Genomic DNA, 20,886 nt, shown 5'->3' on the forward strand with positions numbered 1-20,886 from the left:
AGCAGGACGAAAGGCAACACCATGGTTAAGCAGTCCATTTTCGGTCGGATCTCCCAGCTGGCTAAGGCCAACATCAACGCCTTGCTCGACCAGGCAGAGGACCCGCAGAAAATGCTGGACCAGATGGTCCGCGACTACACGAACAACATTGCCGAGGCCGAGTCAGCTGTGGCGCAGACCATCGGCAACCTCCGGATGCTGCAGGCGGACTACAACGAGGACATCAAGAATGCCCAGGACTGGGGCAACAAAGCACTCGCTGCATCCCGCAAGGCCGACGAATACCGTGCTTCCGGTAACGCCGCGGATGCCCAGAAGTTCGACAACCTCGCCAAGGTGGCCATCCAGCGGCAGATGACTGCCGAATCCGAGGCACGGACGGCTGAGCCCAGCATCGCGTCCCAGACCGAGGTTGTGGACAAGCTCAAGACCGGGCTTGACCAGATGAAGAACAAGCTCAACCAGCTCACCGCCAAGCGCAACGAGCTCGTGGCACGCTCGAAGACCGCCGCTGCGCAGTCCCAGGTACACGACGCCCTCAAGAGCATCGACATCATGGACCCGACCAGCGAGGTAGGCCGCTTCGAAGAGAAGATCCGCCGCGAAGAGGCAAAGGTCCTCGGCCAGCAGGAACTCGCCAGCTCCAGCCTCGATGCCCAGTTCAACCAGTTGGAAGACCTGGGCGAACAGACCGAAATCGAGGCCCGGCTCGCGGCACTCAAGTCCGGCGGCGCCAAGCCGGCAATCGGCGCCGGAACCCCGGCCTCGAGCGGCTCGACCGTTGACGAAGCCGACTTCGACAAGCTCTAGAAAGCCGCCGGCACGTTCACGCCGGCACCCTTATTAACCTTGAAGTGGGTGGGACCGGATACGGGTCCTACCCACTTTTTTGTTGCCTCTTTTGACTCCAGCACGGCAACTATCCACCAGGCGGCTGGTCCTGGCCCGGGCTGGCATCCGTTGCCACTTCGGCCCGGATCTCAAAACCTTTCGGATGGAAGTACGTCACTGTGCATTCCAAAACCTCGCCGTGGGGTCCGAGCGTGGTCCGTTCCAAGCGCGGGACCATGGGGAATTCGCGAACGTTCAGGGCGTCAGCGAGGTGCTCCGGGGGTGCATGCATGGTTACCGTGATTTCGGCCCGGTGCAGGGGCTTGAGGGTCCTGTCCTGGATGACCTGGTAAATCGAGTTCCGCTCCGCGTCGGCAAGACTGATGTGGCGTCCAATGTGCGACGGTATGAATATCTCAGCAATTGCATAAGGCCAGCCCGCGCTTGAATAGGAGCGGCGAATGACCAGAACAAGGTTGTCCTCGGAGACCAGCTTGGCCGGCACCGATTGATCCTTTTCCATCCACTTGTATTCGATGAGCCCTTTGACGGTCTTCATCCCCGCCGCAGTAAACGTCTCCATGAACGGTGCCAGGCGGTTGAGCATCTTGACCGGCCGCTGGGCCATCACGAACGTCCCCTTTCCCTGCCTGCGGATCAGGAGACCCTTGACCACGAGCTTCTCAATGGCTTTACGAACAGTAGTACGGCTGATCCCGTACTCATCCATGAGAGACTCTTCCGTTGGTATGCGGGAGCCCGGTTCCAAGCGGCTGACCTGTTCTGTCAGGACGTCGGCCACCTGCTGGTAGACAGCGACTGGGCTGTCCCGTTGAAGGATCCGATGATCGAGGCCAAGGTGGGGGTCTTCATTGACCAATGGGCCGTCTCCTCTGTTCTGGCAAAGTATGGCAACTATCAGACGCAAAGGAATTCCGTGCGCGGCCAATCGGCTTCGATGCTAGCATCGGCGGCCCGACCTGCCCTTAAAGCAAAAGATCCGGATCAGTAATACTGATCCGGACCTTTATCCAGTTGCGGGGACAGGATTTGAACCTGTGACCTCTGGGTTATGAGCTCAGCGAGCTACCGAACTGCTCCACCCCGCGTCGCAAGAACAACTCTACCGTACCCGCGGTGTGCTTCTGACCAGTCGGGTCAGAACGTGCCGGAGATCACCTCAACCCCTCCCCCAAACCGGTGGGACGTGAGAGAGCGTCACACCCAAAGGGGCGGGACAAGAGAGAGCGTCACACCCAAAGGGGCGGGACAAGAGAGAGCGTCTCCCCCAAACGGGAGGGATATGAGTGAGGGTTTGGAGGCAGGCCGTTCGAGGCAAAACAAAAGGTCCGGATCAGTGATGACTGATCCGGACCTTTTTCCAGTTGCGGGGACAGGATTTGAACCTGTGACCTCTGGGTTATGAGCCCAGCGAGCTACCGAACTGCTCCACCCCGCGTCGCAAGAACAACACTACCGTCAGGTGAACGGCAGACCAAATCCTGGCTACGTGACATGCATCTCCCCCGCACGAGCAAGGGCCGGTACCGGCCTCCAGGAGGAGGCTGGTACCGGCCCTCGCCGCACACGCCGCTCTTAGCTACTGGGCGAAGGCGACGGGGTCGCGCTCGGAGTAGCTCCCGGCGTCGTGGTTGGTGCTGGTGTGGCACCCAAACGGTTTTCTGCGTCCACGGCCTTCTTCAGCGCCTCGGAGAGCTTGGTTTGCTGTGCGCCGTATCCGGCGAAGTCGCCCTTGGCCAAGGCCGCCTGTCCGTCCTGGATGGCCTTGTTGGCCTCGTCCAAGGCCGCCTTCAGGTCAGCCTTGGCATCGCTGGGACCGGCCGGGGGCGTCGTGGTGCCCGGAGGGGTGGTTGGCGTTTGGCCATTGTTGGCGACGTCGCCGGCAGAAGCGCCGGAGTCTCCGCCAAACAGCTGGTTGAGTGCCGCATCCAGTGTGGGCGCGAAGCCGATCTTGTCACCGAAGGCCACCAGGACGCGCTGGAGCGTGGGATAGGACGTCTCACCAGTGGACTTCAGGTAGACCGGCTGAACGTAGAGCAGGCCACCACCAACAGGCAGTGTCAGCAGGTTGCCGTTGAGCACATCCGAGGCACCCTGCCGCAGGAGGTTCAATGCCTGGGACACGGTGGGGTCCGAGTTGAACTTGTTCTGCGCCTGGCCCGGTCCCGGTACCTGGGTGTCGGTGGGAAGTTGCAGGAGCCGTAGCTGCCCGTAGCTGTCCGCCTTCACGCCCTTGACGTTTCCGGCGTCGGAGTCGGCCGCCAGGAATCCGTAAAGAATGTTCCTGGCACTGCCGTTGACCGTCTGCGGAATGAACGAGGACGTCAGCTGGAAGGCAGGTTTGTTCTGGTCCGGCATCTGCAGCGACATGTAGAACGGTGGCTGCTTGACGGCTTCCGAAACGGTGGGATCGTTCGGGACGCTCCAGGCATCGTTGTTCTGGTAGAAGCTATCCGGATCCGTGACGTGGTACCGGCCAAGCAGTTCACGCTGGACCTTGAAAAGGTCCTCCGGGTAGCGGACGTGGCTCATGAGGTCGCCCGACATCTCAGAGAAGGGCTTGATGACCGTGGGGAAGACTTTCTGCCATGCCTTCAGGATGGGATCCTTGTCATCCCAGGCATAGAGATTCACGGAGCCGTCGTAGGCGTCCACGGTTGCCTTAACCGAGTTGCGGATGTAGTTCACCGAGCTGTTGGGCAGCGCGACGGTACGCCCGGCGTTGGTCTGGGAATCAGCGGTGGCATTCTGCAGCTGTTGTGGTTGGGAGTACGGGAAGTACTGGCTGGTGGTGTAGCCGTCAACGATCCATTTGACCCTGCCATCAACGACCGCCGGGTAGGCGTTGCCATCCACGGTCAGGTAAGGGGCCAGCTTCTCGACGCGTTCACGGGGGTTGCGGTCATAGAGAATCTGGGATTCCGCATTGACACCATCCGAGAGCAGCAGATCAGAGGACTGGAACTTGATGGAGTAGAGGATCCGGTTGAGCCAGTTGCCCACGTTCGGGCCGCCGTTGCCATTGAAGGTGTACTGCGTTTCACCCCCGCCTTCGCGGCCAACGGGCCGGTCCTGCTCGCGGTTCGGGGCACCGTCCGGGGCTCCCACGATGGAGTATTCCGGCGAGTTTTCGCCGAAGTAGATGCGCGGCTCGTACGAGGTGTCGTTGCCGAGGACGCCATTGGAAGGGATGCCTGACTGAAGGAAATCCGGTTTGCCGTCGGGGGTGAACTTATTGCCCTTCGCAGCAACGACGCCATATCCGTGCGTGTAGACAATGTGCCTGTTGACCCACGTCTGCTGGTTGGCGCTCAGGCCGTCAGGGTTCAGCTCTCGAACCGCGATCACTGTGTCCTGCACCTTGCCGTCAACCACGTAGCGGTCGACGTTGAGTGTCTGCGGGAACTGGTAATAAGGACGGAACTGTTCCAGCTGCGCAAACGCCGATGAGATGAGGTTCGGATCCAGGAGGCGGATGTTTGCAGTCGTTTGCGCGTCGGCGGCCAGCGCACCGGACGTAGCGTTGGTGGTGGCGTTGTAAGCCGACACATCAACCTTGTCCAGGCCGTACGCCGCACGGGTCATCTTGATATTGCGGTCAATGAAGTCTTTTTCCAGGGTGTTTTCCGAAGGCCGGACCTGGAACTGCTGGATGACCCACGGGTAGACGCCACCGGCCAGGATCGCTGTGATGACGAGCATCGCCGTACCGATGACCGGCAGGCGCCAGCGTCCGATGATTGCGGCGATGATGAAGAGGATCGCCACGAGTGCAGCGGCAACGGCAAGGATGGCCTTGGTGGGAACCACCGCGTTGACGTCCGTGTAAAGGGCACCGGCCCATCGGCCCGAATTGCTTTGGACGGTGGTGTACCTGTCCAGCCAGAAGTTGATACCCAGGAGCACCAGGAAAATCGCACCTGTCACGGCAATGTGGATCTGGGCAGCGCGGCTGGTGAAGATACCGCGCTCCATGAGCCGGATGCTGCCGTAAAGGTAATGCGTCAGGATGCCCGCGATACCAGCCACGACGGCGATGCTGATGAGGAATCCGGTGACAAATCCCAAGAACGGCAACGTCATCAGGTAGAAGCTGATGTCGAGGTTAAACAGGGGATCTGTCTGGCCGAACGGTTCCTGGTTGAAGAACAACAGGGCCTTTTGCCACTGGCTGGCGGCCGCACTGCCGGCGAAGAGCCCGAACAGGATAGGCAGGCCAATCATGACCACCCGGCGCACCGGCTCAAGCTGCGCCTGGTAGCGGTTCAGGTTGTCCCTGGACTCGGCATCGGGAGCGTAAACGGGCCTGGACCTGTACGCAATCCGGATGGCAAAGAACACGGCTGCGAACATCATCGCGAAACCAATGAGGAAGGTAATGATCCGGGCAAGGTTTTCGCGCAGATAAACTTCGAAGAAGCCGAGCTGCTGGTACCAAAGGACGTCAGTCCAGACATTGGCGAAGAAAATGAACCCGACGACGGCCACTGCCACGACAATAAGCGTCGGCGTCAGGGCACCTCGTCTCAGCGGTGATCTTCCGGGCGGGTTGGAGCTGGCGGGACGGGACAAACTCTGTACCTCATTGGTGTCAGTGAACAGTCGGTGTGCGAGTGATTGACATTCTCTGCCGCTGGGATATGGCGGAGGCCGTCATATATGCCACGAGTGGCAGTAAAGCTAAGTTCCACCGTCAGTCTAGTTGTTTGTGCAGGTGGGAAGGCCCGCCGTGTCTTGTCCCGACGCAAGCCGCTCCACTGCGGAGGTGGCATCGGCGAGCGTGTCGACCTTGACCACCTGCAAACCGTCCGGAACGTGGCCTACGACATCGGCGCAATTGGCGGCCGGGGCAAGGAACATAGTGGCCCCGTGGCTGCGCGCTCCGATCATCTTCTGTGCAATGCCGCCAATCGGCCCCACAGCACCGTCGGCGTTGATGGTTCCGGTGCCTGCGACATGCTTTCCACCCGTGAGGTCGCCGGGTGTGAGGTTATCCACGATCCCCAAGGCAAACATCATTCCGGCACTCGGCCCACCGACGTTATCCAAGGAAATCCGGACATCGAACGGGAACGTGAAATCGCTGGCGAGCAGCACACCCAGCACGTAGCGTCCGGCATCGTTCTTGGTCGGCGTGACGGTCTCGGACACCTGCGTGCCTTTCCGGTCAACGACGACGGCGGCAGGGGCTCCCGCCGCGGCGGCCAGTTCCGCCTGGATCACGCTCATCGACGTGATGGACTTGCCGTTGATGGAGGTCAGACGGTCCCCCTCCTGGATCTTCCCTGCCGACGGCGAAGGGTCGGACAAGCCGGCCACCGTCAGCCGCTGTTCAAACGGGATATCCAGCTCGCGCAGCGCCGCCGCAACAGCATTCTCCTGGGACGTCTCCATGGCGATCTCGCCTTGCTGGACCGTCTGCTCCGCGGTGGTGCCCTTGGGGTAGATGAGTTCCTCGGGATAGATGGCTTTGGAAGGGTCGACCCACGCACGGAAGACATCGAAGATGGTGGCGGGGCTCTTCGGTCCTCCCGTCATGACCACGGTGGTCAGGTCCAGGTTGCCACTGGCGGGGAAGGACTCATGGCCGGAGATGGTGATGACCGGTTTGTCGCCGTCTTTACCCAACGTATTGAAGGTAGGACCTGCTGACTCAATAACGTACGGAACGGGCAGTGCTGCTGCGCCGACACCAAGACCCACGGCCACCAGGCCGGAAATGACCATGACCATGAACCGGTTGTCCCGAGCAGGTGCCGGTGGCACGGAGGAGGGATCGGCGTCGTGCACTTGACGCGGGTCCAATGAGCCCTCGGGGCTGGGCGAAGTAAGCATTGGGACCTCTCTATGCCGGTATTGCATTCCGGTGACATGGCTCGGCCGCCGGAGTCGACGGCAGCATATATACCAAACATCAACAGTACGCGTTCAGCCGTTGTGGCACTGCTTTGCCTACAGCGAACGACGCCCCATCCGGGCAGACAGCGTTGGGCCCGCGCGGTACGGTGAAAGAGATCACCAGCCAGTTCGACGATCGGCGGCACCATGACTTCCAACCCCAACAATCCGTCCAACGACGACGAGAATCCCCAGGATCCGCTGGCAGAAATGCTCCAGAACCTGATGGGCGGGCAGGGCATGGGCAACATCGATCCCGCCGAGCTGGCCAAGGCTGCGGGGCTGCCCAACGACCCCCAGCTCCTTCAGCAGATGTTCGCGCAAGTCCAGGCCATGATGAGCTCATCCTCCGATGGCCCGGTCAACTGGCAGCTTGCCCACGAGAATGCGCGGCGCGTTGCGGCCACTGGCAGTGACCCCTCGGTCAGCGCCCACCAAGCAAAGGAAATCGACGAAGCGCTTCGGCTCGCGGAGCTTTGGCTCGACCCCGTCACAGATCTTTCCGCCACGGGCCTCATTGGCCGTGCCTGGTCCCGTGCCGAATGGGTTGAAGCCACCCTGGGCACATGGAAGCGACTCACGGAGCCGGTGGCGAACAGCATTGCCAATGCCCTGTCCAACGCGCTCACCCAGCAGATGCCCGAGGAAATGAAGTCCATGATGGGCGGGGCCTCCTCCATGCTGCAAAACATGGGCGGGGCGATCTTCGGCATGCAGCTAGGACAGGCCATCGGAGCGCTCTCCGCCGAAGTGGTCAGCTCCACGGACATCGGAGTTCCGCTGGCGGACCTTGAAATGGCTTTGCTGCCGGCCAACGTGACGAAGTTCGGTGAAGGCCTCAGCCTCCCGGAGAACGATGTCCGGCTCTTCCTCGCGGTCCGCGAAGCAGCACACGCACGCCTGTTCGTGCAGGTTCCGTGGCTGCGCGGCCATCTCCTCGGCGCCATTGAGGCGTACGCCCGTGGCATCCACATCGATATGTCGCGTATTGAAGACCTGGCCCGCGACCTGGATCCGAGCAACCCCGAGGGAATCCAGGAAGCCCTGTCCCAGGGAGTCTTCACGCCCGAACGCACTCCTGTCCAGACGGCCGCACTGGAGAAGCTCGAAACGGCACTTGCCCTCGTCGAAGGCTGGGTGGATGAACTGACTGCAGAAGCCACCGCCAACGTTTTGCCATCCGCGACAGCACTGCGCGAAACAGTCCGTCGCCGCCGGGCAACGGGCGGCCCAGCGGAGCATGCTTTCTCGTCCCTGGTTGGCTTGGAACTGCGTCCCCGCCGGCTCCGGGAAGCTGCAACCCTCTGGGCAACGCTCAAGGAAGAACGCGGAATCGCCGGCCGCGACGCCATCTGGCACCACCCCGACCTGCTGCCGACTGGTGACGACCTGGACGACCCCAAGGGATTCTCCGAGCGGCGCCGACTTGCCGAGGCAAGCGACAGCGAAGTGGACGACGCCCTGCAGAAGCTGCTCAACGGCGGATACGACACTGACGGGCAGGAAGCACAGGACTCTCAGAGCGGAACAACGGAGGACGAGCCCGAGTCGGGCGACACCGACCCGCAGTCACCGAACAAGTAGGCAGTATCCAACAAGTGGCCGTCCCCTCCGGGGGCGGCCACTATTGCATTAAAGGCTCTTGGTGAATCAGCAGCCGTCGCTTGCCGTATCAGCGCCGTCGCTGCTGTCCGTATCGGGCGGCAGCCCCCGGGACGTAGCGAAGGCAACTCCTTCCAGGAAAGCCTTGGCCCGCTGCGTTTCGGGATAAGCGTCCACCAATCGCCAGAAGGCTGCGTTGTGTCCGGCGACGAGCAGGTGGGCGAGCTCGTGCACCAGAACGTAGTCGATAACCCACTGCGGCATGGGCTGGAGCTTGTTTGAAAGCCTGATGCTGCCATCCGCAGGTGTGGCCGAACCCCAACGTGAGTTCTGGTTTCCAACCCACCGGACCGACGTCGGAACGGCCCGCCCACCAAGATAGGTCCGCGAAAGATGCGCGGCATGACTGGCCAGTGCTTGGTCCGTCGCGGGACGTCGCCTGCCCGAACCTGCTTGGCGCTCCCCCTGCTTCTTGAGTTTGGTCAGCATGCGCCCCACCCATTCGCGTTCCTGGGATGCGGTGAAGCTCGCCGGAATTGCCACCACGGCATTGCCGTCTTCCCAGAAGGCAGCTACCGTCCTGCGCCTGCGGGCCGATCTCCTCACGACCACCGGCGCACCATCTTCAGTCACCGTAGGGGTGCCGGCGGAGGAGGCAGGGCGCGCCATCAGAGCTCAGTGCTCTCAGCGAGCACAGCCAAAACGGCCTCACCGTAGCGCTCAAGTTTGGACGGGCCAATGCCCGCCAAACCAGCCAACTCTTCCAGGGACGAAGGGCGCGCCTCGGCGATCGCCGTCAGCGTCGCATCGGTGAAAACGACGTAAGCGGGCACGTCTGCCGACTGTGCCTCTTCCTTGCGCCATTGCCGCAAGGCATCGAAAGTCTGTTCCTCATACGTGGGAGGGCATTGGCTGCAACGCCCGATTTTGCGCTCAGCTCCGGTGGCCAGCATGCTCCCGCACACCCTGCACGACGCCGGGGCGGCAGCCTTGCGCCGCGCCGGACCCGACTTGCTGCGTGCATTGGCCGAAGCCACAGAATCCGGACGGAGTCCATCCAGGAAGCGCGAGGGTTTCCGGTTGGCGCGGCCACCCGGAGTACGCGCCGTGGACCACGACATCGTGAGGTGCTCACGGGCACGGGTGATGCCCACGTAAAGCAAGCGACGCTCTTCGTCCACGTCCTCCGGGGTGTCAGCGAAGGAAATCGGCATGAGGCCTTCACTCAGGCCCACCAGGAAGACGGCATCCCATTCAAGGCCCTTGGCCGCGTGGAGGGAGGCCAACGTCACGCCTTGGACGGTGGGGGCATGCTGGGCCACCGACCGTTCCTGGAGCTCGTTGACAAATTCGGCCAGGGTGAAGGACTCTCCCCGGCTCACAGCAAGTTCGTCGGCCAACGCGACCAATGCGGCCAAGGACTCCCACCGCTCACGGAGCGCTCCCCCGTTGTGTGGGGGCGCATCCGTGTAACCGAGCGAAGCCACGATATCCCGCACCACCTGGCCCAGGGCTTCCTGGGGACCCTCGGCTACGGCACGGGTAGCGGCACGCAACTGCAGGATCGCATCCCGGACTTCTTTCCGCGCAAAGAACCGCTCGCCACCACGAAGCTGGTAGCCAATGCCGGCTGAGGCCAGGGCTTGTTCGTAGGCCTCGGACTGACCGTTGGTCCTGAAGAGAATGGCTATTTCACTGGCCTTGACCCCGGTATTGAGCAATTCCTGGATTCGGCCAGCCACGACGGCTGCTTCCGCTTCGTCGTCCGGACACTCCATGAACCGCGGTTCCGGTCCTGAGGGTCGCTGCGCGATGAGCTGCAGCGGCGGAGCCCAGGCTGCGTCAGCCGCGGGTCCCCCGCTGCGCCGGGAGCCAAGAAGCTCATTAGCCAACTTCACTACCTGCGGAGTGGACCTGTAATCCCGGACGAGCTTAACGACGGTAGCGCCCGGGAACTTCGCCTTGAATCCGAGCAAGTGCTTCGGAGAAGCGCCGGTGAAGGAGTAGATGGTCTGGCTGGCGTCGCCCACCACGCAGAGTTCATCCCGTCCCCCGAGCCACAGGTCCAGGAGCCTTTGCTGGAGGGGAGAAACGTCCTGGTACTCATCCACGACGAAATGGCGGTATTGCTCGCGGACAGTGGCGGCCACCTTCGGGTCTTCCTGAAGGATCCCGACGGTAATGAGAAGAACGTCTTCGAAGTCAATGACGTTGCGGTCCGTCTTGATATCCTCGTACGCCTGGAACACCCTCGAGACTGCCGTCAGGTCGAAGCCCCCCGGGGTTCCCCTTCCTTGGGCGTTCTCCAGGTAATTGGCGGGCGTCAACATGGACACTTTGGCCCATTCGATTTCCGCAGCCAGATCCCTGATGGAGGCACGGTCTGTGCTGAGGCGGAGCCTGCGGGAAGCCTCGGCGATCATGTTGGCTTTGTGGTCCAACAGGCTTGGCAACGTACCACCGATGGCCTGGGGCCAAAAGAACTGCAACTGCCTAAGGGCTGCGGCATGGAAGGTGCGAGCCTGGACGTTGGCCACACCGAGATCCCGAAGGCGGCTTCGCATCTCCGCGGCGGCCCTGGCAGTGAACGTCACAGCCAACAGCCGCTGGGGGCTGTATACCCCCGAGTGCACTCCGTAGGCTATGCGGTGCGTGATGGCCCGCGTCTTGCCGGTGCCCGCCCCGGCAAGGACACAGAGTGGACCCGTCAAGGTACTGGCTACTTCGCGCTGCTCTTCATCCAAGCCGCCGAGGATGCGTTCCTCAAGCGATGTGCTGGCGTCGAAAAGTTCCGCTGTCACGGCTGGAGGTCTTCGATGACGCCGCCGTACCAGTGCTCGATCAGGGAACGTGCGATGGAAAGGCGAGTTGAGATGGTGATTTCACCACTGAGCACCGCTTCCTGCAGCTCCTCACGGCTGAACCACCGCGCGCGGGTAACCTCGACGCCGTCGGGCCGCGCCACGGCGTCGTCCGTTGTTGCCGTGAAGCCCAACATGAGCGAGGCGGGAAAAGGCCAGGACTGCGATCCGAGGTACTGGCAGGCGGTTACACGGACGCCCACTTCTTCCCCGATCTCACGCACAACGGCCTGTTCCAAGGACTCGCCCGGCTCCACGAATCCGGCAAGGGTGGAGTAGTTCCTGGCATCCGCAGGTCCACCTCCGCCCAGGAGCAGGCGACCGTCGGGTCCTACGACAGTGACGATGATGGCGGGATCAGTGCGGGGATAGTGCTCCGAGTTGTCCTTCGGGCACCGCCGGACCCACCCGCCGGCTTCGATGTCAGTGGGATTGCCGCACTTGGGGCAGTGGGTGTGGTTTGCGTGCCAGTTGGAGATGGCGCTGGCCTCGATGAACAAGGCGGTATCGACGGCATCCAGCCGTGCTGCGACCTCGCGGAAACCCGCCCACTGGACATCCGAAGGCACCGTCAAGCTGCCGGGCGCTGGCGGTTGCTTGACTGTGAACAGCAGAACGGGAGTGCCTTCTGCCACAGACGACGGTGTGAGGGTTGTGCCGAGGTAGATGGCCGTGACGGCACCGGCGTCGGAGTCTTTGAGGGCATTCCACAGCGTCGTGGCGTCAGCAAACCACAGGCCGTCCGCGGTGACCAGCGCCTTGCGCTCCGAAATCACCATGGCCCGGGCACTACCGGAGGAGATGAGTTCCTCGACCATGCCAGGCTTCATACGCGCCGCCGAGCCCCGGTCCACCATCGCCGGGCGCACCGGCAAGACTGTGTCCATCAGGTGGTTGGCCAGTGCCGGGGACTCCGTATAACTCATGTATCTACCGTACTGACTCGTACCGACAAAAAACATTTGAAGAGGCCCCGCCTTGTGGACACCAGGACACTATGCCGTTAGAACGACGTATTCTTCCTTGTTTTACTGCGGATCTGAAGACTCGCCGCGCTGCATCATGGCCTGAGGCCGCACTCAATCTACCGTGGAACACGTGAGAAGAACACCGCTAGAACTGGCCGCTATAGCAACCGCGGCAGTGCCTGGATTGGCACCGACGGCTACAGCCTATTCCCCCGACGACGACGCCGATTTTGACTCGGCGATGTTGCTCGATGCGGAAGGCAAGCGCTGGCGTGTCCGTTCGCCGCGCCATCCGGAAGCCAGCACCCGGTTGGAGACGGAGTTCATGGTGCTCCGCGCTTTCGCGCCCGCTATCCGGGCGGAGCTTCCGTTCCATGTCCCCACCATCGCGGGCACAGTACGCCAGGGGGCGCTCACCACCTTCGTTTACGCCCACCTTCAGGGCGCGATGCTGTCCATAGAGGAAATCTCAGCCGGAACTCCGGCGTTGGCCCGTGAAGTCGGTGCCGCCTTGGCAGCCATCCACGACCTGCCTCTGACGCTGGTCACCAACGCAGACCTCCCGAGCTACTCGGCCAACGAATTCCGGCAGCGCAAGCTCAACGAACTCGACCAGGCCGCCACCACCGGCAAGATCCCGGCAACGCTGCTTCGCCGCTGGGAACACGCACTCGAAGATGTTGCCCTCTGGCGGTTCAACACCTCAGTTGTGCACGGCGATCTTCACGAAGACAACCTCATGGTCCAGGATGACGCCGTGACCGCGGTGACAGGCTGGACGGACCTTCGCATTGGCGATCCGGCCGACGATTTTGCCTGGCTGGTGGCCTCCAACGAATCCTCATTCGTCCAAGCGGTCCTGAGCCACTACACACAGGCGCGCCGCGAGACTCCCGACAACCACCTTCTTCGCCGTGCTGCCCTCCTGGCCGAGTTTGCCTTGGCCCAATACTTGGTGAAGGCCATGGCCGCCGGACACCAAAGCATGACAGCCGAGGCGGAGTCCATGCTCCAAACCCTTGCCAACGACATCGAAGAGCAAGCCCGGCGCGACGAAGCGGCCCAAGCCGCCGAAAACGAGGCTGCAGCGCACGACCTCGCAGTCGCGGCCGCCTCGCAGCCAGCTGTCAGCGTCGTAGCGATTCCCGACGTCGGACCAGCCGTTTCGGTGGCCGCCATCCCCCCAGCCGCCGAACCGGCCGGCGCAACACAAGTGGGGTCTTCGAATGAAGAAGGCGAACCGGACGGCACTGACGACGGGAACGTCGAGGCCTTGGACAACGGGGACGAATCCGACGCAGGCACCCCGGCCGACCACGATGAAACCTCAACGGCCGCCATCAACGTGGTCAACGTGACACCACTGCATTCGGTGGACCGCTCTTAGGCCTCAGGCACTGTTCTTCAAAGCACGTTCAATAATCTCCTCCAGTTCTTCGGCCGTGCCCAGATCATGGGGCCTCACCACGGAGTCGTCCACCACGTAGTAGAAAGCGGCACTGACGTCGTCCAGGGGAACTCCTTGCAATCGTGCCCAGGCGAGCCGGTACACGGCGAGCTGAACTGCGCGCGACGCCAACTGTTGGCCTGAGGGACGGCGTCCGGTCTTCCAGTCAATGAGCTGCCAACGCCCGTCAGAGTCACGGAAGACAGCGTCGATGCGACCACGGACCACGACGTCGCCGATGCGCGTTTCCACCGGTACTTCCACGAATGCGGGGGCACGATGGGCCCACTCTGACTGTTTGAACGCCGACACCATCTCGTCCAGGCCGTAGGCCTCGTCGATGTGGGCGTCCGAACCCGGTGCCTCGTCAAGGTCCAACATGCCGGTTGAGCCGAAGTACTCCTCCACCCATGCATGGAAGGCCGTACCCTTGCGGGCTGAGATTCCAGGCTCCCGGGGCACGGGCCTGCGGAGTTGGGACAGGACAGCCGTCGGATCGGATCCGAGGTCCACGAACAGCGATGCAGAGATGTGGCTGGGCAGGTGGACGTCCTGGACTGATGAACGCATCCGCTGGCGGTCCAGCAGGAGTTCGGCCTCCTGGGACCATCGTGCGGCCATGCCACTCACATCATCGGAGGCCTCGCTGGAGCTGTGTCCTTCCATGAAGCCGCGAACCAACGCCGCTGCTTGGTCCATGGCAACCCTGCGCCCGGGAACCAGCCTGAGACGCGCGCCGGTCCGGGGATCGGAAGGGCCCTCCAGAGGATCGTAGGGGAACTGTGCCACTTCCAGGGTTGCGGTCAACGGGCTCTCCTGCGGTAACGCTTCCTCGGCCACGGATTCCGCATGGATGACTGCTTGTACCGTCCTGCGGGCGATAGCCGGTTCCCGGCCTTCCCCGTCCACGCCTTCCAATCCGGCGAGCGGGGCCAGTTCTGACAGGAAACCCGACATGGGGGCCATCCCCGAGCGGGAGCCGTTCCAAGCTGCGCTGGAGGCCCACAAGACAAATTTGGCCCGGGTGTAGGCCACATACGCCAGCCTGCGTTCCTCTGCCTCACCGTGATGCTGGACCTCGGACTTGAAATCCTTCTCTGCGTCCAGCCACCCTTTCTGGTCCGGCTGGTCAAGGTCCCACTGGGGAAGATCGGCGCGGTCCCCCCGCAATGGCCACGGCAATGCTGCAGCTCCGCTGCTCCATCGGGAATCCCGGTTGCTGGGGAACGAACCGGCATTGAGCCCGGGAACAAAGACAACGTCCCATTCCAGTCCTTTGGAGGCATGGACTGTCAGCAACTGCACGGCTTCCCTGTTGGTCTCCACCGGAGCTACGTCCAAACCGCCCTCTTCTGATGCGGCCGCCTCCAGCCAGGACAGGAACGCCAAAAGGTCGATGCGCTGGGACGTCTGCAGGAACCCGGCCGCGGCGTCCTGGAAGGCATCCAGGTTGCGGCGGGCCTGGTGAATGCTGATTCCTGGTTTGGCTGCCACTTCGATGTCCAGGAGCATCGCCCGTTCCACTTCGCCCAGGAGCGTGGTGAGGTCGTCGCCAATGTAGCTCCTAAGGAAGCGAAGTTCAGTGGCAAGCCTGGCCAGGCGTTCCAAACCGACCTCGCTCAAGCTCCTTCCGTGCCCCGAAGTCCAGCCGGGCTTGGGCAGGAAGTCCAGGGCCTCCACCAGGCTTGCGGCATCGGTGATATCGCTCTCAACCACTACCGCTGCCGGCTCCTCATTGGCATCGATGGGATCCGGGTGGGAGTCCGGGGCAGACCGGCGACGGGCCAGCGAACGCGACCAATCGCTGAAAGCCATCAAGTCCGCCGGACCAATGCGCCAACGTGCGCCGGCCAGCAACCTCATCAGGGCGTCAGAACGTCCAGGGTCTGCCAGCACCCGCAGGGTGGCCACCAAGTCCACTATCTCCGGCGTGTCCAGCAGGCCTCCGAGGCCCACGATTTCATACGGGATGCCTTGCAGCTCGAACTCGCGGCGAAGGCACTCCATCTGGGCGCGCCGCCGGCACAGCACCGCCATCGTCGGCTTGACCGGCGTACCGTCCCCCTCCTCTTCGAAGACCGTCCGCTGGTACCGCCGGACATCGCGGGCAATGACAGCGGCTTCATCCTCATCGGTGCTGAAACGCCCAATCACCACGCTCCCGTCAACGGCCGCCGGGCTGGGAACCAAAGGCGGGACCGAGACACCGGAGGCTGAGTCCCTTTCCCCTGCGGGCCCATCCATCACCGCTGCCTTGTTCAAGGGCGCTGCGATCGTATTGGCCGCTTCCAGAATGTTCCGACCGTTGCGCCAGGCCGTAGTCAGGTACGACGTGGGAGCCACGGAGTACGTTTCAGTCCCGCCGGCCGTATCGATACGTCTGACGGGAAACTCCTGCACAAAATGGAAGAGCTGTCCTGCCGAAGCACCGCGGAAACCATAGATCGACTGGTTCGGGTCGCCCACTGCGGTGACAGCATGGCCCTGTCCAAACAGTCGCGAGAACAGGACGAGCTGCGCATGCGAGGTGTCTTGGAATTCGTCCAGGAGCACCACCTTGTAACGGGCACGTTCGGTGATGGCAGCAAGGGGGATGTCGCTGGCGATCCTCGCGGCGAGTGCCACAAGGTCGCCGAAATCGAGGACACCCCGCTGCCGCTTTGCCTCCTGGTACCGGACCACCATGTCAGCGACACTGGCACGGGTCCGGAGCATCGACGCCAGCTCGCCGGCGGCCTGGGTGGGGCTCTTCTTTGCACCGGCTACGTAGGGAAGCTCTTCGAAGGCGTGGACGCGTTCAAGGACCCATTCCCTGACCGCGGCCGGGTCCTGAAGGTGCTCAGCACACTCCCCCGCCAGCTGGATGAGGGCGTTGACCAGGGTTGACTTGGCCGCGGTGAAGTGTTCGTAGTCGCCGTCATAGGCCTCGACGACTTCACTGGCTAGCTGCCAGGACTGGGCACCGCCCAACAGGACAACATCGCGTTCAATACCTAGCCTCAGGCCATAGTCGGAGACGATGCCGCTCGCGTAGGAGTGGTAGGTGGAGACCTTGGGTTCGAGGTCGTCTGTGCCCATCAACCCTTCCGGGAAACCAAGGCTGCCGTCGTCTTCGGCCGCAATGCGCTGCAGCGTGGCCAGTTTGCTCCGGATGCGGCTGGCCAGCTCCCCTGCGGCCTTCCGGGTGAAAGTCACGCCAAGGACTTCCTCAGGGCGTACCCATCCGTTGGCCACGAGCCACACAACGCGGTCCGCCATGGTGGCAGTCTTGCCGGAACCGGCTCCAGCGATGACCAGGCGTGGAGTGAGGGACGATGCAATGATGGCGGCTTGTTCGTCCGTGGGGTGGTTCTTCTCACCCAAAATTCCAGCCAGTTGCGAGGGCGTGAACCGGGGCTCAGGAACGTCCTCCGCGCCCGGACTGCTGGCGGCAGAACCAGCCAGGAGCTCGATTGTCATTCGGTGACCTGCTTTCCTCTGGCACACAACGGGCAGATATCGGGGAGACGGCACCCATGGCCGCCGTGGCCGCTTTTGCTGGGGTCGTGCCGGGCTTCGAAAGTCGCCGCAGCCATGAGCCCAGCCGCCTCATTGACCAGGCCCTCGGCCCAGTTATCGGCGGGGTCAAGCGGCTCCTGCTGCTGCACGGCGGGGCTCTTGGCCTTGGTGCCGAGCTGGGCCAACACCGCTCCGCCCGGGACTGCGGTGTCCGCCGGTCCGGCGTCGGGCGTTTCCGTACCGGTTATGGCGTCCCGGAAGGCACCTTGAAGGACGGCAGCCTGGTAAGCACCGAGCTGGGGGTGCCTGGCAACTTCGGCTTTACCGGGCTGGCGTTTTCCGGTCTTGAGGTCCACGACGACCAGCCGGCCCCCGGAATCGATCTCCAGACGGTCCACCTGACCTCGGAGGACCGCGTGCCGCGGGTTCCCGGCCCCGGGCTCTTCCACGCCAAGGTCATCCACGTGGACATCGGGAAGCTGGACTTCAAAATCATGCTCGACGGCCAGCAGGCTCCTTCCCTCGCTGCGCATGAGGAGCACATACTGGGCCAGCTTACGGACCATGAGTTCGGCCCTCTGGAAGTCCAGCTTTCCCTCCCAGTTGTCTTTCATGCCAAGGGTGGGCCAGCGCCTGACCAGCTCTGCGACGTACTCGGAGCCGGAGGCGTCGGGCAGCTCCTGGGCGATGCTGTGCACCAGCGTTCCCAGGCTGCGCGCGAAATCCGTAGCTGCCTCTCCTCCCGCGGCCTGGACAAACCAATCCAGGGGTGACTTGTGGACAGCTTCGACTTTCGAGGGCGAGACGGACACTGTGCCCCCGGGCGGCACCACGGCAGCTTCGGAGCTCAGTGGCGCCAGTCCCCACCAGGTGTCCGGGTGGGCGCCTGCGACAGGGGGCTCCGTACTGGCGAGGCGGGCAAGTACCCGTGCAGCCTCCCGTGCGGTTTCCGGCCCGCCAGGACCGGACTCGCCTGCCTGTGCGTGCTGCCGCAACTCCGCGACGAGTGCACGCAGGGTCATGGGACGGTCCACGGGCGTGTACTCACGCCTGTACACGCCGGCGGCCAGCGGTGCCACGTAATCCAGGAACGCCGAGGGCTGTTCGTCCTCGGAAGACACTGCAGTGCAAATAAGGACCTCGCGGGCACGCGAGACTGCCGTCGAAAAGCTCCTCAGCTCGTCGTAGCGGATGTCGCGGAGGCGGCTCAAGGGTCCACGTGCCAGCGCATAGTCCACCCCATGCTCCACGGCGTCGGCGTACACGGTGCTGCCGAGCAGTTCACCACGCAAACGGGTGTTGGGCCACACACCTTCCTGAAGGCCTGCAACGATCACCACCGGCCATTCCTTGCCTGCAGCACTGGCCGGGGTCATGATCTCAACGCAGGCCTCCAGCTGGGCGCGGGCCGCGAGGGTGTCCATGGGAAGTTCCTGGTTCATCAAATAGTCCAGGAACTGTTCGGGACCGGAGCCCGGCAACTGGTCCACGAACCGTTCCGCCGTGTGGAACAGCGCCATCATGGCATCCAGGTCCCGGTCAGCGCGCGCCCCGGCGGTGCCGCCCTCAAGCGCTGCTTCTGCCCACCGGGATGACAACCCCGTGGCCTGCCATAGGGCCCACAGCACGGATTCGGCGTTCGCGCCAGGCTGTTCTGCGGCCGCGGCCCCCGCCGAAAACATCCGTGCCAGCCGGCGTGCCGAACTGCCTTCAATTCCCAGTGAAGCCAGGGCCCCTGGCTGAAGCAACGCCTCCACGAGCAAAGCGTCACTTGACCGCCCTCCGCCGCCGAGCAGTTCCTCGCGGCGCAACGACTGCCGCAGTCTGCGCAGTTCGATAGCGGTGGCGCCGCCGATCCGGGAGGTGAGGAGGGAAACTGCTGTCTCGGGGGTGAGTTTGGCGGGGTCCAGGACAATCGCCAAGGCCTCCAATAGAGGACGGACTGCCACTTCGTCGCGGACGGCCGAGTCAGCCACAGGAACCCGCACCGGGATCCCCTGGCCCCCCAGGTAGCGCTGCAATTGCGAGATCTGCCCGCCGTTGCGAACGATCACCGCGATGTCGCTGAACTCCCGCCCCTCACGGAGCTGCGCTTCGAGGATGCGTTGGGCTACGTATCGCATTTCGTGGACGGCGGAGGGAAGCACATGCCCTTCCACGCGGCCCTCCCCTGCCCCGTTATCCTGCCCGGAAACAGAGACGGCCGGTTGTTCCATTCGCCGTGCGAGCTGACCGCCGGACCGCTGTGAAATGCGGGCGGCGACCCGCGTCCAGGCTTCGGCTACCGCAGGCGTGTGCCGGTGGGTGACGCCCAGGGGAAGTTCCACGATGTCGTGATTGGCGCCGCCCAGCAGGGATGGCAGCTCAGCTACGAGGTCCGGCCGCGCACCCCGGAATCCCTGCACGACGGTATCCGGCGAATACGTCACCACAACATCCTTGCCCTCCGCCACATCGGCGAGGAGCTCGAACACGGCAGGGTTGGATTCCTGGGCGTCGTCCACGAGGATGAGCTGGAGCCGGTCCCTTTCGGCGGCCAGGAACGACGGTGAGTCCTGGAAAATCTGCCGTGCCGTGGTGATGATTCCAGCGGGGTCGAAGGCCTCGGGCATTCGCAGGTCCAGGACATCCCTGTACTCGCTGTACAGCTCCGCCGCCGCCATCCAGTCCGGCCGGCCACATTCATAGGCCAGGCCAACCAGGTCTTCGGCAGTTCGTCCCGATTCGATGATTCGGTCGAACAACTGCCGGATCTCGTGGCGGAAACCGCGGGTGGGCAGCGCAGCCGTAAGATCCTCGGGCCAGGGCAGATGGAATCCGGGACGCGCGTGTCCTTCCAGCAGCTCTTTGATGATGAGGTCCTGTTCGGGGCCGGACAGGAGCTTGGGCGGCCGGGCCAGCGGAAGGATGCCTTCCGCTTTGGCTCGCCGGATGACATCGAAGGCATACGAAGCCCACGTCCGTGCCGGCGTCGTGCTGAGGCTACGGTCCAATCGCCCCGTGAAGGTGTCCCGCAGGCCGGCGGCCGCGTGCCGTGCCGGGGCAAGGATGAGGATGCTGCCCGGATCCAGGCCATCTTCGCGGACCCGGCGGACAGCCGATTCAATGAGCACTGTGGACTTGCCCGTTCCCGGACCGCCGGGGACGAGTACGGGGCCACTTCCCTGTGGAAGCGAAACCACGGCCTGCTGGTCCGGGGATAGAACAGGTGCCGCGTAGTGGGTCTCGCGTGGCGGCAGCAGGCGGAGCGTTGCCGAAGCCTGGCGGGTTTTGGTGGGTGTCGCGGTCACACAGTCATTTCATCATCGGGCACCGACAAAATATGGAGTTGACGCTCCAACTGGTCCGAGATCACATCAAGTTGATCAAATTCCGCATCCGTTGGTGCCCAACGCGCGGCGGCCAAGTCCACGCGCCACCGGCCCTCGCCCGTCAGCAGGAAAGCCTGGTACGCACCATGAAGAGGGGTGGATTCGGCCAGGTAGTGCCGCAGGGCATCGGCTTCGTGCCCGGCAGGTGCCTCGCCGCTGGCCCGCAGCACCCTCCACCACGCCACCGGGCTGCCGTAATGGCTCATGACGGATCCAACCTGCCGTGGACCACCGGAACCCAACAGCTCGGCGACATCACCATAGGACACTGCCGAGCCGGACGGAACGAGGTCCACAACGGCCAGCACCGCCGTCACATACTCCATCCGCATGTGTTCAGCGTAACGGCAGGAGTGTCGTGCCCAAATAGTGTCGGAGCCAGCCGGTAG

Annotated in this window: 12 protein-coding genes and 2 tRNA genes; 3 read left to right on the forward strand and 11 right to left on the reverse strand. The window is 63.3% G+C overall.

The genetic code is table 11. The annotated features are described in order from the left end of the window. The first annotated feature begins 21 nt into the window (after nt 1-21). A complete protein-coding gene (locus tag LRQ04_RS13450; RefSeq protein WP_235520643.1) occupies nt 22-810 on the forward strand; it encodes a PspA/IM30 family protein in 789 nt (262 codons plus the stop codon). A gap of 109 nt (nt 811-919) precedes the next feature. On the opposite strand, the gene LRQ04_RS13455 is transcribed toward LRQ04_RS13450, so the two are convergent. The 5 genes from LRQ04_RS13455 to LRQ04_RS13475 all read right to left on the reverse strand — a co-directional run bounded on the left by LRQ04_RS13455 (nt 920) and on the right by LRQ04_RS13475 (nt 6,687). Next, on the reverse strand, nt 920-1,711 hold the full coding sequence (locus LRQ04_RS13455; RefSeq protein WP_235520644.1) for a GntR family transcriptional regulator: 792 nt from the start codon (nt 1,709-1,711) through the stop codon (nt 920-922). A 155-nt stretch (nt 1,712-1,866) separates the two neighbouring features. Continuing rightward, nucleotides 1,867-1,940: transfer RNA gene (locus LRQ04_RS13460), tRNA-Met, on the reverse strand. A gap of 276 nt (nt 1,941-2,216) precedes the next feature. Then, nucleotides 2,217-2,290 (reverse strand) — tRNA-Met (locus LRQ04_RS13465). Nucleotides 2,291-2,427: 137 nt separating this feature from the next. Continuing rightward, nucleotides 2,428-5,424 carry a UPF0182 family protein gene (locus LRQ04_RS13470; RefSeq protein ID WP_235520645.1) on the reverse strand — a complete coding sequence of 999 codons (2,997 nt, stop codon included), beginning with the start codon at nt 5,422-5,424 and terminating at the stop codon, nt 2,428-2,430. 126 nt (nt 5,425-5,550) lie between these two features. Beyond that, complete coding sequence (locus tag LRQ04_RS13475; protein ID WP_235520646.1) at nt 5,551-6,687, reverse strand: PDZ domain-containing protein; 1,137 nt, start codon at nt 6,685-6,687, stop codon at nt 5,551-5,553. Between the two features lie 210 nt (nt 6,688-6,897). Between LRQ04_RS13475 and LRQ04_RS13480 the strand changes: the two genes are divergently transcribed. Continuing rightward, complete coding sequence (locus tag LRQ04_RS13480) at nt 6,898-8,334, forward strand: zinc-dependent metalloprotease (protein WP_235520647.1); 1,437 nt, start codon at nt 6,898-6,900, stop codon at nt 8,332-8,334. A gap of 66 nt (nt 8,335-8,400) precedes the next feature. On the opposite strand, the gene LRQ04_RS13485 is transcribed toward LRQ04_RS13480, so the two are convergent. The 3 genes from LRQ04_RS13485 to nudC are packed head-to-tail and all read right to left on the reverse strand — an operon-like array spanning nt 8,401 to nt 12,139. Next, on the reverse strand, nt 8,401-9,021 hold the full coding sequence (locus tag LRQ04_RS13485) for a M48 family metallopeptidase (protein ID WP_235520648.1): 621 nt from the start codon (nt 9,019-9,021) through the stop codon (nt 8,401-8,403). Then, entirely contained in the window at nt 9,021-11,153 is a 2,133-nt protein-coding gene (locus LRQ04_RS13490; protein WP_235520649.1) for an ATP-dependent DNA helicase UvrD2, read from the reverse strand. The genes LRQ04_RS13485 and LRQ04_RS13490 overlap by 1 nt, the downstream gene beginning before the upstream one ends. Next, nucleotides 11,150-12,139 (reverse strand): NAD(+) diphosphatase, encoded by a 990-nt coding sequence (nudC, locus tag LRQ04_RS13495; protein ID WP_235520650.1) that lies wholly within the window; start codon nt 12,137-12,139, stop codon nt 11,150-11,152. Before nudC ends, LRQ04_RS13490 begins: the two co-directional genes overlap by 4 nt. 172 nt (nt 12,140-12,311) lie before the next feature. Here nudC and LRQ04_RS13500 point away from each other — a divergent pair, with 172 nt between their 5' ends. Continuing rightward, nucleotides 12,312-13,568, forward strand: coding sequence for a macrolide 2'-phosphotransferase (locus LRQ04_RS13500; RefSeq protein WP_235520651.1), 1,257 nt, complete (start codon nt 12,312-12,314; stop codon nt 13,566-13,568). Between the two features lie 3 nt (nt 13,569-13,571). Here LRQ04_RS13500 and LRQ04_RS13505 read toward each other — a convergent pair whose 3' ends face one another. The 3 genes from LRQ04_RS13505 to LRQ04_RS13515 are packed head-to-tail and all read right to left on the reverse strand — an operon-like array spanning nt 13,572 to nt 20,829. After that, nucleotides 13,572-17,087 carry an ATP-dependent DNA helicase gene (locus LRQ04_RS13505; protein WP_235520652.1) on the reverse strand — a complete coding sequence of 1,172 codons (3,516 nt, stop codon included), beginning with the start codon at nt 17,085-17,087 and terminating at the stop codon, nt 13,572-13,574. Next, nucleotides 17,084-20,416, reverse strand: a complete 3,333-nt coding sequence (locus LRQ04_RS13510) for an ATP-dependent DNA helicase (protein WP_235520653.1) — start codon at nt 20,414-20,416, stop codon at nt 17,084-17,086. Before LRQ04_RS13510 ends, LRQ04_RS13505 begins: the two co-directional genes overlap by 4 nt. Then, nucleotides 20,413-20,829, reverse strand: a complete 417-nt coding sequence (locus LRQ04_RS13515; protein ID WP_235520654.1) for an MGMT family protein — start codon at nt 20,827-20,829, stop codon at nt 20,413-20,415. The genes LRQ04_RS13510 and LRQ04_RS13515 overlap by 4 nt, the downstream gene beginning before the upstream one ends. Nucleotides 20,830-20,886 lie beyond the last annotated feature (57 nt).

It is taken from the genome of Paenarthrobacter sp. AR 02 (assembly GCF_021538675.1).
GTDB lineage: Bacteria > Actinomycetota > Actinomycetes > Actinomycetales > Micrococcaceae > Arthrobacter.